Here is a 13,266-nt window from a genome sequence, read left to right as displayed (position 1 = left end):
GGGATTCTATGAGGGTTTTGTAATCTAATCAGTCTATAATTTATACTGAAAGATAGATAGAAAAAAACACGTTTATAGGACCTGAGAAATCCGAATCTTACATAAAAATTTATGTAAAAAGCGCCTCGTTTTATTTTTCTCGCATAACCTGCTGAAAATAAAACCGATACGTATTCCGCAAAAACGTCTCGATAGGTAATTGCACCTCTTGCCGGTACTTACCTATGATAAACGGAAAACGTTCCATTCCTTTTTGCCGCAGCTCATCTGCTTTTTCCGGTTCATTTTCTTTTACAAGCTCACCAATGAGAGTCTCTACAACCGGCCAGCACGCTTCCCGAAGGTTCAGGAGGGCTTCGTGATCCCCCGTATGCTGAAAATGCTGTATCCAGTTCATCAGTTGTTCTTCCATTATTATCACCCCCTACAATGATACGCCGCCAGAAATCATCTGCCAATCTGTTCGTTTATCGTTTGTCAGATTTTCTACATGCGCTCCTGTTTGCATTTGTTTCTATTCTCCCGCATTTATTGAAGCTTTTTTCCCTGTTTTTTCATTTGAATGGCAATTCATCTCATACCAGCATCAGTTTCATCTATTTTCCATATTGATTGAAGATAGCCAAACTTGTAAAATGTACCACAATATGAAATCTAACAAAACATATCAACTTATTTGTCAGATTATCTCCATTATTTTTTAATACTTGATGGAAAAGGAGAACTGAAACATGCCTACCTTAGAAGATGTAAAACAATCCGACTTACAGGCCGCAGCAGATTATGTGAATAAAGTGTATAAAGCTGTGGAGCAGCGCAACCCTCATGAAGCAGAGTTTCTTCAAGCAGTAAAAGAAATATTCGATTCCCTCCCGCCAGTCTTAGCCAAACATCCAGAATACATCAAACACAATATCCTTGAAAGAATCGCAGAACCTGAACGAATGATAACGTTTCGCGTCCCATGGGTTGATGATCAGGGCTGCGTTCAGGTCAACCGCGGGTTCCGTGTACAGTTCAACAGCGCGATCGGTCCTTACAAAGGCGGTTTGCGGTTCCACCCCTCCGTCAATGCCAGCATTACAAAATTTCTGGGATTTGAGCAAATTTTCAAGAACTCCTTAACGGGCCAGCCGATCGGAGGAGGAAAAGGGGGATCAGACTTTGATCCAAAAGGGAAATCAGACGGAGAAGTGATGCGCTTTACCCAAAGCTTCATGACCGAGCTCTGTAAATACATAGGACCGGATCAGGATGTTCCTGCTGGCGATATCGGTGTCGGGGCGAGAGAAATCGGGTACCTGTTCGGACAGTATAAGAAAATAAAAGGCGGCTATGAGGCCGGCGTATTAACAGGGAAAAGCCCCGGCTTTGGCGGAAGCTTAATCCGCACAGAAGCTACCGGCTACGGCACGGTTTACTTTATGCAAGAGCTATTGAAAGACAATGGCCTTACTTTTGGAGGCAGCACAGTTGTTGTTTCCGGCTCTGGAAATGTGGCCATCTACGCGATGGAAAAAGCCGCAGAACTTGGTGCATCCGTTGTGGCATGCAGCGATTCAAACGGCTATATTTATGACGAAAACGGCATCAGCCTTGGTACACTGAAGCGCTTAAAAGAGGTTGAACGCCATCGGCTCAGCGAGTATGTGAAAGAACATCCGCAAGCGCAGTATGTGGAAGGCGGTTCTGGTATATGGTCCATTCCATGTGACATCGCTTTGCCGTGCGCCACACAAAATGAAATTGACGAGACAGCCGCAAACATTCTCGTGAGAAACGGCGTAAAGGCTGTTGGAGAAGGTGCGAACATGCCGTCTACATTGGAAGCCATCGAGGTTTTCAGAAGCAATCAAATTCTTTTCGGCCCTGCGAAAGCAGCCAATGCGGGCGGTGTCTCCGTGTCAGCCCTTGAAATGGCGCAAAACAGCGCCAGATTGTCTTGGCCGGCGGAAGAAGTAGATGCCAAACTGCACGATATTATGATCAATATTTATCGTGACAGTATGACGGCGGCTGAAAAATATGGCCAGCCGGGAGACCTGGTCACAGGCGCGAATATCGCCGGATTCCTAAAAGTAGCAGATGCCATGGTTTCTCAAGGCGTTATATAAAAGCAAAAAGGCGCCGGGCTTATCAAAAGCCGGCGCCTCTTTATTTATTTCACGTAGCCAATTGCCTGTCCCACTTGCACTTCCCGTCCTTCTGTCAGATCAGCGGCCGGCTCAAAAGCTTGTTTTTCAAAAATTAAAATGACTGTCGAGCCAAACGAAAAATACCCCAGTTCCTCTCCCAGTTTCAAATGATCCTTGGCACTGGTTTGCACAATGGTATTAATATTCATCGCTCCCACAGGAATCATCAGCATTTTCTGCCTCTCTCCAGTAAGCTCATACACGTACCGATAGTTTTTAGAAAGCACATCCTTGCCATACGTCAGACCTAATTGGTTCACCGGATATGATCGCTTCCCAAGCTCCGCTAACTTTTGATAAGTACAGCTGATCGGGGAGTGAAACCGGTGATAATGTCTGGGACTCAAATACAGAACCGCAAAATAGCCGCCGTTGTAATTGTGTTCCATACTATTAAATCCGGTCAGCTCAGCGAATGAATAATCCTTCCCTTTCACTCTGTATGTCTGATTCGAATTGATTTTCCCCACCGTCTGAACCACACCGTCAACAGGGCTGACAACGGCGTTTTCCTCTTGAGCAACAGGCCGAAGCTCTAGATTAATATTACGTATAAATAAGGCTGAGAGCGTCTCATATTCAGCCGCAGACCCATTTACGTCATTCCAGTTAATATGATAATACTTTGAAAATAACGGTATCATCGGTTTGCTCATTTTCGATTCACAAAAACGCTTTAATAGCCTGGAGGTTAAAGGATTATTTGTCAGTTCAATGAATGATCGGTAAAAAATCTTTAAGGCTGCATGTTTAAACATTGATAACTCCTATACACTTTCCGATAGTAATAAAAATAAAACACCACAAAAAAGCGCCAATCGCCGCAAAAGAAAGATACGTTTTAAACTCCATTTTGCCAATCCCGGAGAAGTAACAGGTCACATGTCTGACACCCGGAATAAAATAACCCAAAATAATCGAGTACGGACCGTATTTCTTCATCCATCTTTCCACTTTCACCATTCTTTTTTCTTTCAGCCCAACCCATTTCCCATACTTGTCTATGAACGGGCGCCCCGCTTTTTTGCCGATAAAATAACTGATAATCATCCCTGCCAGCGCGCCGAAAAAGCTGCATAACAGGGCAAGTTCATAATTCAATACATCACTGTTCGTAAAATATCCAACGACCGTCATCATCACCTCATCAGGAATCGGCAAGCCGACAATCCCTAACGTCAGCATAAAAAAAATGGCAATGTAGCCATATTGAGATAACAGATCTTGGACTAACTCCATCTTCTTCTCTCCAAATTTTCAGCTGCATGTTTTTTAAAATGAGGGAATTTTACTCTGCTGACCATTAAGTAAGATAGTATGCATGTACCCAGCACCAGCAATATTGAATTGTTAATAAAACTTAAAATCGTTAAACACATTCCCGCAAAGGGAATCGGCATCCCAATAAATGTCGGCAATTTACTTTGCTCCACATTAAATTTCGATAGACGAATCATCCCGCAGACGCTGTACGCCAAGGCACAAAAAATGCCGAGAAACGGCAGCGTATACAGTGACACAGAATAGGCCAGCATTGACGGCGCCACACCAAACGTCACCAGATCGGCAAAGGAATCCAGCTCCCTGCCGACATCCGAAACGGCATTCAGTTTTCGAGCTGCCATACCGTCAAAAAAATCAAGAAACATACCGGTAAAAATGAATATGACTGCTGAATGAATGTTATGAAACAATAGGGAATGAATAGCTAAAAGCCCGCAAATAAAATTTCCAATTGTAATCATACTAGGTATATAATTCACAGTTTATCCACACCTCCGCTAAAAGAAACCGTTTTATATAAAGCCTTTGATCCTGAATATTTCAAAAGAAGGCAATTGGTTCATAAAAAAGCTTAAATTTATGGAATTCAATTACTTTCATAGAGACTCATGAAAATACACACACCAAATTCTTTCATTATACTACATTTATTAGGATTTGGACAAGAGCAGTCTCTCATTCCGCATACCTATTGACCAATCTTTCTTACAATCTATAACACTCCCTGGCGTGTTAAAGGGGAAATCATTCCCCCAAAAACGCTAAAACACGTTTATTGACGTACTCAGGCTGCTCCATTGTTAGTACATGGCCCGCCCCTTTCACCATTTCTGTTTCAATATGGGGAACCAGTGCCGCGGCCCGCCGCAAAGCCAATTCTTGATCAAAAACCACCTCATATTCCCCGGTCATCAACAGCATCGGGACCGTTACCGATTTTAATTCCTGATCAGAAAACACATATGGAAATCCATTTTCTTTCGGCTTCAGTCCTCTTTGCGGATTCTGCCACATGATCCCCGCTTGAAACTGCTTTTCAAAGGCGGGATGCAAATCAAACCGATCCGCCATCATCCATTGTAAAAACGCTTCAACTCCGTCAGGCTGAGCGAGGCCCATTGAATATTTGTAAAAGTCAGGGTGAAACGGTATAAATGCCTCAGCCGGACTCATGATGACAGCGCGCTCTACTCGCTCAGGTGCTTCCATGACAAAATTCACAGCATGAAGCCCGCCTAGCGAAAGCCCCGCAACATGAGCCTTTTCTAATCCGAGACAATCAAACACCTCCGATAACCAGCCGGCATAATCTGACCTTGTATTGCAAGGCTTTTCAGGCATGCTTTTATTCTTATCACCTATGATATCAATTGCATACGTCCGATAGCGGCTGCTCCATTCCGCTATATTCGGATACCACATCACCGAGCTGAACAAAGCGCCGTGCAGCAATATAAGCGGCGGTGCATCCTTTGGACCGCTTGCTATAATATGAGTTTGGCCGAAACTTGTAGAGACATGGAAAGTGTCATATGCCACCGGCCACAAAGAAAGACTCTCATCATAAGCCTGATAAAAACGCGCACCGCTTTTACTTGTGATTTTATTATGTGACATTGAAATTCCCCTTTCATTTATAAAAGAATTCGAAATACTAATGCAGGAGACACAATGTTACCCGCAGTATGCATGAAAATACTTATGTACATATTTTTCTTCATTGGAAGTAACCGGCAGCCCCGAAAATAGGTTTCTTCAATAATAAACGGCTTCCAATTCCCTTAATAAAATAGCTGATATGTAAAGCGCAAGATTGACCCCAGAACGAGTGCTGCTCTAATCTCTCACGATTTCATATAAGAAAATATACCCAGTTATTATCTCATATTCGCTTTTTCCGGTATATAGTCTTCTAATATAGATTAAAAACATTACGAAACGTTTCAATCCGATTACAAATTGGAAAATTACGCCCAAATGGTTTCTTTTTCACTCAAGATCATTTAGAATGCGCACTAGATCATTTTATTGATTGATGAAAGGAGATACACGATGAAATCATTGATGTCCCCTCTATTAATAGGTGTAATGGCATTGGCTCTAACAGCTTGCGGATCAAATGACGAAGGAAAAAAAGAAGCAAACGCTGCGGATCAAACAAAATCAGCTCAGACTGAACAGCAGCAGGATCAGGCAAAGCAGATGGAAGCCATGCAGAAAAAGCTGGATAAGCAAAAAACTGACGATAAGAAAACCGTTGCCGTTGTCAATAATGAAAAACTGACGGGCAGTGACTATAACAGCGTGCTGACGTCCGCGCAAACGCAATATCAGCAAAGCGGGCAGGACCCGACTTCAAAAGATGCAGCAAAGCAAATCAAGAAACAAACCATCAACAGCCTCGTCGGGCAGACACTTCTGCTTCAAGAGGCCAATAAAAAAGGCTACAAAGCATCTGAGAAAGAAGTCGACAAACAACTCGCCGAAAGCAAAAAACAGTACAAAAGCGATAAGGAATTTAACGCTGCCCTTAAAAAGGCAGGTTTGAATACAACGAAACTGAAATCAGAACTGGCGGACAACATTAAATACGAAAAATATGTCGAAAAAGAAGTACCGAAAGATAAAGTAACCGATAAAGAAGTGAAAGACTATTATGATCAATACGCCGCCAAGCAAGGCAGCAGCGAAGGTCAAAAGCTTCCAAAGCTGTCTGAGGTAAAAACACAAATCAAGCAGCAGCTTGAGCAGCAAAAGCAACAGGAAAAGCTTGTGAAACAAGTGGAAAAACTCAAGAAAAACGCGAAAGTGGAAATTAATATATAAGAAAAAGGCGGTTCCCTTGGGAAACCGCCTTTTTTCAATTATTCTACAGTCAAATGATCCAGTGCTTGCTTCGCGTTTTCTCTCGCTTTTTCGATTGTGTCCGCGGCAGAGAGCGCAACCGCCATGCGGCGCCCGATTTTTGTGACAGGTTTTCCAAATACGCGAACCTGGGTATTCGGCACTGCCAAAGCTTGTTCCAGTCCGCTTACTGTGTAATCCGCCAGCTCTTCCGGCGCTTTCAGCGGGCGGCTCGCTCCCGCCGAAAGCTGTGTAATTTCCGGTATCGGAAATCCTAAGATGGCCCGTACGTGCAGCGCAAATTCTGACAGCTGCTGTGTGACGAGTGTGACCAGCCCTGTATCATGCGGACGGGGGGACACTTCGCTGAAATAGACTTTATCTTTCGCAAGGAAAAGCTCTACGCCGAACAAACCGTATCCGCCAAGCTCGTCCGTAATCGTCTTCGCAATATGCTTCGCCTCTTCAATTTGCTGTTCTGTCATTTGATGAGGCTGCCACGATTCAATATAGTCTCCGTCCTTTTGGACATGCCCGATCGGCGCGCAAAACGCAGTACCGTTCACCGCACGTACAGTAAGAAGCGTGATTTCTGACTCAAAGGGAATAAACTCCTCCACAATGACTCTTCCGTTTTTCACTCTTCCGCCTTCCATTGCCATTTCCCAGCAGCCTTCCAAATCGGCTTCTGAGCGGCACACACTCTGCCCTTTGCCTGAAGAGCTCATAAGCGGTTTCACAACACAGGGAAAGCCGATCTGACCTGCCGCTTGAGTGAATTCTTCATATGTATCCGCAAACTCATAGCCGGCCGTTGAAAGACCCAAGGTTTCAGCCGCCAGCCTTCTGATGCCTTCCCGATCCATCGTAAGCTTTGCCGCACGCGCATTCGGAATGACGCGGAATCCTTCTGCCTCAAGCTTCAACAGCTCGTCCGTGGCGATTGCCTCCACCTCAGGCACAATCAAATCCGGTTTTTCTTTCTCAATCACTTCTCTGATCTGCTCCCGATTCAGCATATCAACAACATAGCTTTTATGCGCAACCTGCATGGCCGGCGCATGCTCATAACTATCAACCGCCACCGTCTCCACCCCAAGACGCTGCGCTTCAATGACTACCTCTTTCCCCAATTCGCCTGAACCCAGTAACAAAACCTTCTTTGATTGATACATGTCTTTAGCCCTCCTCTATTCACCCATCATTATAAACTGAAATATTAGAAAAATGAATTTTCCAATTAAAAAAGGCAAGATAAGAAACTGGTCTTATTTTGCCTTTTTCACTCTTTATTCTAAAGACTCGATCGCCGCAATGACTTCCGCTTCACTAAATGCCCCCATTAAGCATAGAGATTCCTCCGGCTTACAAGCATGTGCGGCGATATCCCGTTTCGCTTGCTCCTGATTTTCCAGTATGCCTAAATCGCTCAGCTTTACCGGGAAGCCAAGCTTTTGATAAAACGGAATGATCTCCTGAATTTCGTTTGTCCGCGCTTCTAGGGCAAGCTGCACCAATATTCCATACGCGACCTTTTGCCCGTGCAGCACACGATGGGTTTCTTGAATAAAGCTAAGCCCGTTATGAATCGCGTGAGCCCCTGCCATTCTGCCATAGCGCCCCGCATAGCCGCCCACAGTACCCGCAAGTGTAATAATTGTTTCCAAGACATTCGTTAAGGAAGAGGAGGACTCTCCTTTTTCAATGCTTTCCACCGCCTGAAGGCCTTCGTTCAATAAGATATCGCGAATATAGACGGATTGCCTTAAACCCGCTTGGACCATCAAGGAAAGAGAGTCCTTTGTATTCCTGACAACCGCTTCCGCTTCATACCACTTGGCGAGAGTATCACCGATTCCGCTTTTGACATATTCAATCGGTGAAGAAAGAAGCAATAACGGATCAACGAGCGTCACATAACTTGAGCGCTTATGATAATCCACCCTGATAAAATTACCTCGTTCATCGTAGATTACGCTTAACGGCGTGCTCGCCGCGCATGTTCCGGGAATCGTCGGAATGGTTATCACTTCTATATCTAAACGATCAGCCGCCGCTTTCGCCGTGTCTAAAACCGTTCCACCGCCAATTCCGATCAAGACATCTGCTTCACCTGCTTCCTCAGCAATCCCGTGGATCGCTTCAGGCGAACTATATCCCTCATGCTGAATCACTTTCCATTCTGAAGGGAACGCCGTATACGTTGTAAACGCTTCATATGATTTATTTCCGGTGACCACGACAGGATGGTGAAATCCATTCAAAAACTCCTGAAGCTCTTTTACGATTCCTTCCTTACATACGTATTGATTCGGACCGCTTCGCACAATATCTTCAGGCTGCATATGAATCTCTCCTCTTTTTTCTACCCATCATCTCACTCTCATGAAAAAGTTGTCAAACATCTATGACGCAAGAATCGCTGATCAGCGCCCCGCCGGATTGGAGGACGAACTACGTGCCGTTTTGATGAGTAAGGGTAAATGCTGGGGATATATCACACTGCTTCGGTGCAGCGGCGAGCCTTTTTTTCAACCAGAGGAACGCGACCTCCTCGCAGCAGCGGCGCCGGTAATCGGCAATGCCCTGCGGCAGTTCAGGCTGGCACTCCCAAACGGAACAACGCAGCGCATACAAGACACCGGAATTCTGATCATGTCCCGTACACTTGGAATCGTCTCACACAATCAAACAGCCCGGAAATGGCTTACCGTCCTGCGTCAATGGGAGAAAACAGACTCGGAAACACTCCCAAGACCCATTCGGGCCGTCTGCACAAACGCACTGGAGAACTCAACGGCTAAGATCCTGATCACCATCCCCGACCACCCTTATCTCCTCCTGAAAGCGAGCCTCTTGAAAAGTACGGCTGAACCCGGCCAAATCGCGGTCTCGTTTGAACCCGCCGCTCCGCCGGATACCATGCCGCTCCTGATTGATGCCTGCGGTCTGACCGAACGGGAGACAGACATTACGGACCGCATTATACGAGGGCTTTCAACAAAGGAGATCGCGGAGGTCTTGCACATTTCCGCCTATACAGTGCAGGATCATTTGAAGTCAATTTTTGCAAAAACGGAGACAGGAAGCCGCCGCGAGCTGATGTGGAAGATGCTCTCTTATGTACTGGAATAAGCATTATGCCTGCCGTTCGATCAGCGGGATATCCATTATTCTTGAGCAAGCTCATCCAGGCGCTCAATGGCATCCCGTTTTTCAAAAGTGCTGAACCACAAATCATCATAGGAATCTAAAATGCGATAATGCTGAGAAATCAAATTTTGCTGTAAACGGAAATCTCCCTTTGCCTTCATCTCTCTCCACCACACTTTCCCGCCCATCGTCTTTCCTTTAGGCCGGTCAATACTCCGATGGGCAACTGTTTCAATCACCTCTAACGGCTCATCCCCTAACACAGATTGCAGAACTTCGCTGTTTTTAAACAAAGCACACACAGCCACCACATGCGCCCATCCAGCAAGTGTCCTCTCCTTTTCAATCTGAACAAGTGTTTTCTTTGAAATCCCAAGCACTTCTGACATTTTTTCTTGCGTATAGCCTCTTTCCATTCGAATTAATTTCATTTTAGACGAGACAAGCTCAATCATGTAATCTTGATCCATCTTATCCTCCGAAGCTCAATGTAACGTTTAGTGTAATTTTACACTTTTTGTTCCCTTTTTCAATACTTCTTTTTGCAGATGTTCTAAACCAAAAGAATCAGTAAAAAAGAACTGTTTTTTCTATTTTTTTCAATTTTAATCCATTCTTCTCAACCCTCATGGTAATATATTTACAGCAAAAAACAGGCGAAAGGACATAGCACATGAAAATACTAGAAGCACACTCCCTCTTGGAATCTGCCGAAACACGTCTTAAAGCCTATGAAAATATGAGAGAAGAAATGGCCGCTCTGAAGAAACAGTTTAAGGGAATGGCGAACTTGGACGATGCCATGACAGGAAAGGGCGCAAACGCAATCAAAGCCTTTTACAACGAACAAGCGGAAGGCGCGGGCTTATGGCTTGATCTCATCGACATGAAGATCGCTTTTTTCAAAAGCGTTCCAAGAGAAATAGAAAGCGCCAAGTTTGATGACAATGCATACGTCGAAGAATCCTATCTCGATAGCGAACTCAATAACGCCATCCAAAAAGCAGACGGCATCATAGACGCACACCATAAAGACATGAAATCAATCTTACATTCTATTGATGACATCATCTCATTGACGCTTTTTGACAAATCAACAGTAACTGATCAATTGGATAAAGCTGATCAGAAACGAAAGAAAACCATTACAGATTTACATAAACTTGATGAAAAGCTAAAAAGCGATTATGAAGCCGCTGTAGCCCTCGAACAAGAGGTTCAGGCGTTTTTTGAAACCTTGACCGGCTCCACCAATAAAGGCAAAAGCATAGATCCCATAACCTTTAACGCAAAAGCGTTTCACGAAACCGATGCCTACAAAAAGAAAGCCGACATCCAAAAACAAGCCCATCAGTATCTAAAGGTTAAACAGCAGGAAGAAATCAAGCATCTTCAAACAAAGCTCGACAAAACCACAGATCCTGACGAGTATTTAAAGATCGCTGATGAGCTTGGGGCTGACAACCTGACAGCGGAACAATTACAATATTACTCAAACCTTGTCTACATGAAAGGGCTGCAGGAAACTGGAAGAATATTAGCAGACAGCACAAAAGGCTTTGTCGTCGCACTGTGGGATGCAGGCAAGGACATCGTCATCGGCGCTTACGACCTGGCCGTCGGTTCATATGATCTCGCTGTTTGGTCGTACAGAGCAAGAGGAAAAATGGGAATCAAAGAACAAGTCAAAGCCGGACAGGAATTTCAAAACGTCATCTACAGCGCGCCAGAAACATTTGATTATATGGTCGAATCATTCAAAAAATCCTGGAACGACAATATGATTCACGGAGACGCCTACAGCCGCTCCCACTACGTCACCTACGCCATCGCCTCCCTCTTCGGAGCCAAAGGGCTCGGAAAAGTCTCATCAACAACCAAGGCCGGGAAGTTTGTGACGAAGGAAACGAAGGCATTTTTGAAGGATCAGAAAGATGTCGCAAAAAACATTACTGAAAAAGCAAAACCTTATTTCAAAGGACCAAACACCAATCGATTAGAACCCGCTTTACAAGGTGCCGGGGGTTTTGAGAATCCTATTTCGAAGCTGGAGAAGGAACTGGATAAGAAGCAGGAAAACTATGTTCAAATTAATGGTAGTGATCATAGTAAAGCAGGTAAGATAGAAACGAGAAAAACCTCTCATATTACAGCTGATATCAAAACTGTAGAGCAAGCACATCAATGGGGAAGCAAGTATTATGACAATTGGATTGAGTCCTTAACTCCAAGTGAACAAAATTCAATTAAGCAGTATACTGGAGACGATTATAAAAAAATAAATGATTATTTAAGAGGGATTAGTGATTCTTTAGATGGCATTGATTTAGATACTATCTATAATATAAAGAATGGGTTGAATAAAGCGAGAGTGCCACACACTATGCAAGTCTATAGAGGGACAGATCTCAGACCTTTAGAGTCATTAATTGAATTTGACAAATATGGAGATGTTAATGCTGAATCATTAATTGGGAAAACTTTCAGGGACAACGGCTTTGTTAGTACGGCAATTGTAAAAGAGTCATCCTTTGACCACATGAAAGTCTCATGGGAAATAAATGTTCCAGCAGGAGCCAATGCAGCTTATATTGGTAAGATAAGTCATTTCCCTAATGAAGCTGAGTTACTTTTGAATTTTGGACAAGAAATGGTAATTAAAAGCGCACGTGTTGATAGCAGTAATAAGTTACATATTGTTTTAGATCTAATTTAAGTGGGTGAAAAAATGAGAGGCAGAAGAATAATAGATAGATGGGAAGATGACAATAAAAGTTTTGTTAAACTTAATATAAAAAACAAAGTACTACCGACTATATACGGTGGAATTATTGGGGATATATTAGGTGTTCCAGTTGAATTTAAAAAAAGAGGAGAGTTTCATATCCAAGATATTGTTGGATATGGAACTTATAATCAACCTCCTGGAACCTGGTCTGACGATACATCATTGACCTTGTGTCTGATGGAGAATATGGTTGAAAAAGGTAATGAGAATGACTTAATGAAAAAATTCAAACAATATCAAGACGAAGGCTATTGGACTCCCTACGATGAAATGTTTGACATCGGCAGAACAACCGTTGAAGCAATTACTAGATTCAAGAAAGGCGTTCTGCCCGAAAAATGCGGAGGTCAGTCTGAATTTGATAATGGAAATGGCGCATTAATGAGAATTTCACCATTGGTATTTATTTTACAAAGGGAATTTGATTTTGTGAAAAAAACAGAGATGATTAAGAAATATACTGAAATAACTCATGCCCATCCCCGTGCTATAGTTGGTTCAATTATTTATATTGAGTTATTACTAAGGCTATACCATAACAATTCAATTGAAAAATCTCTACGTGAAGTACAAGAGCTGTTCGATGAGAATTTTGAAAAAAGTCATATATATCATGAAGAGTTAACAAAATATAAGAGAATTTTCAACAAAGATTTCTTCAATACACCTAGAGAAGAAATTCAATCAGACGGATATGTTGTTCATACTTTAGAAGCGGCGATATGGTGTTTCGGGACTACATCTTCATTTACAGAAGCAGTACTAGAAGCAGTAAACTTAGGAGAAGATACTGATACCGTAGCATCAATAACAGGTTCAATAGCAGGAATTTATTATAAGATGGATGGAATCCCTGAAGAATGGTTAGAAAAAATTGTTCGCAAACAAGATATTGATAAGTTAATAAAAAATTTCTACGAGTATTGCGCAAATAAAGCTATTATTGAGGAGTATGGAAATCTCTAAAAATCTCCAAAATAGCTAATGCTATTAACTCTTGGG

Annotated in this window: 13 protein-coding genes; 5 read left to right on the top strand and 8 right to left on the bottom strand. The window is 43.2% G+C overall.

Annotated elements, in window-relative coordinates; translation table 11 throughout:
• Positions 1-130: 130 nt before the first annotated feature.
• A complete protein-coding gene (locus AAHT65_RS08270) occupies positions 131-412 on the bottom strand; it encodes a hypothetical protein (RefSeq protein WP_094231285.1) in 282 nt (93 codons plus the stop codon).
• Between the two features lie 319 nt (positions 413-731).
• Here AAHT65_RS08270 and gdhA point away from each other — a divergent pair, with 319 nt between their 5' ends.
• Entirely contained in the window at positions 732-2,114 is a 1,383-nt protein-coding gene (gene gdhA, locus AAHT65_RS08265; RefSeq protein WP_343311319.1) for an NADP-specific glutamate dehydrogenase, read from the top strand.
• 44 nt (positions 2,115-2,158) lie between these two features.
• Here the strand turns inward: gdhA and AAHT65_RS08260 are convergent, their stop codons facing one another.
• From AAHT65_RS08260 to AAHT65_RS08245, 4 genes are all read right to left on the bottom strand, one after another.
• Positions 2,159-2,953, bottom strand: a complete 795-nt coding sequence (locus tag AAHT65_RS08260; RefSeq protein WP_106047565.1) for a phosphatidylserine decarboxylase — start codon at positions 2,951-2,953, stop codon at positions 2,159-2,161.
• Complete coding sequence (locus AAHT65_RS08255; RefSeq protein ID WP_003327936.1) at positions 2,946-3,434, bottom strand: DedA family protein; 489 nt, start codon at positions 3,432-3,434, stop codon at positions 2,946-2,948. Before AAHT65_RS08255 ends, AAHT65_RS08260 begins: the two co-directional genes overlap by 8 nt.
• Entirely contained in the window at positions 3,425-3,958 is a 534-nt protein-coding gene (gene pssA / locus AAHT65_RS08250) for a CDP-diacylglycerol--serine O-phosphatidyltransferase (RefSeq protein ID WP_003327934.1), read from the bottom strand. Before pssA ends, AAHT65_RS08255 begins: the two co-directional genes overlap by 10 nt.
• Positions 3,959-4,223: 265 nt before the next feature.
• Positions 4,224-5,096: an alpha/beta fold hydrolase gene (locus AAHT65_RS08245; RefSeq protein ID WP_106273167.1), complete on the bottom strand. Its 873-nt coding sequence runs from the start codon at positions 5,094-5,096 to the stop codon at positions 4,224-4,226.
• A gap of 435 nt (positions 5,097-5,531) precedes the next feature.
• Here AAHT65_RS08245 and AAHT65_RS08240 point away from each other — a divergent pair, with 435 nt between their 5' ends.
• Complete coding sequence (locus AAHT65_RS08240) at positions 5,532-6,305, top strand: SurA N-terminal domain-containing protein (protein WP_343311317.1); 774 nt, start codon at positions 5,532-5,534, stop codon at positions 6,303-6,305.
• Positions 6,306-6,343: 38 nt separating this feature from the next.
• Here AAHT65_RS08240 and purT read toward each other — a convergent pair whose 3' ends face one another.
• Positions 6,344-7,498, bottom strand: a complete 1,155-nt coding sequence (gene purT, locus AAHT65_RS08235; protein WP_199681259.1) for a phosphoribosylglycinamide formyltransferase 2 — start codon at positions 7,496-7,498, stop codon at positions 6,344-6,346.
• A 114-nt stretch (positions 7,499-7,612) separates the two neighbouring features.
• Entirely contained in the window at positions 7,613-8,668 is a 1,056-nt protein-coding gene (locus AAHT65_RS08230; RefSeq protein WP_343311315.1) for an iron-containing alcohol dehydrogenase family protein, read from the bottom strand.
• Between the two features lie 40 nt (positions 8,669-8,708).
• Between AAHT65_RS08230 and AAHT65_RS08225 the strand changes: the two genes are divergently transcribed.
• On the top strand, positions 8,709-9,458 hold the full coding sequence (locus tag AAHT65_RS08225) for a LuxR C-terminal-related transcriptional regulator (RefSeq protein ID WP_343311314.1): 750 nt from the start codon (positions 8,709-8,711) through the stop codon (positions 9,456-9,458).
• 35 nt (positions 9,459-9,493) lie between these two features.
• Here AAHT65_RS08225 and AAHT65_RS08220 read toward each other — a convergent pair whose 3' ends face one another.
• Positions 9,494-9,946, bottom strand: coding sequence for a helix-turn-helix transcriptional regulator (locus tag AAHT65_RS08220; protein WP_063638660.1), 453 nt, complete (start codon positions 9,944-9,946; stop codon positions 9,494-9,496).
• Between the two features lie 203 nt (positions 9,947-10,149).
• Between AAHT65_RS08220 and AAHT65_RS08215 the strand changes: the two genes are divergently transcribed.
• Both AAHT65_RS08215 and AAHT65_RS08210 read left to right on the top strand, forming a co-directional pair.
• The gene (locus tag AAHT65_RS08215; protein WP_106034301.1) at positions 10,150-12,192 is read left to right on the top strand and encodes a T7SS effector LXG polymorphic toxin; all 2,043 of its coding nucleotides are present in this window, start codon (positions 10,150-10,152) and stop codon (positions 12,190-12,192) included.
• A gap of 12 nt (positions 12,193-12,204) precedes the next feature.
• Positions 12,205-13,230, top strand: a complete 1,026-nt coding sequence (locus AAHT65_RS08210; RefSeq protein WP_343311312.1) for an ADP-ribosylglycohydrolase family protein — start codon at positions 12,205-12,207, stop codon at positions 13,228-13,230.
• The last annotated feature ends 36 nt before the right edge of the window (positions 13,231-13,266 follow it).

The sequence above is a fragment of the Bacillus atrophaeus genome (assembly GCF_039519175.1).
In the GTDB taxonomy this organism is placed as follows: domain Bacteria; phylum Bacillota; class Bacilli; order Bacillales; family Bacillaceae; genus Bacillus; species Bacillus atrophaeus.
The sequence above is the reverse complement of the archived record's forward strand: the minus strand, read 5'-3'. Positions and strand labels throughout refer to the sequence as shown.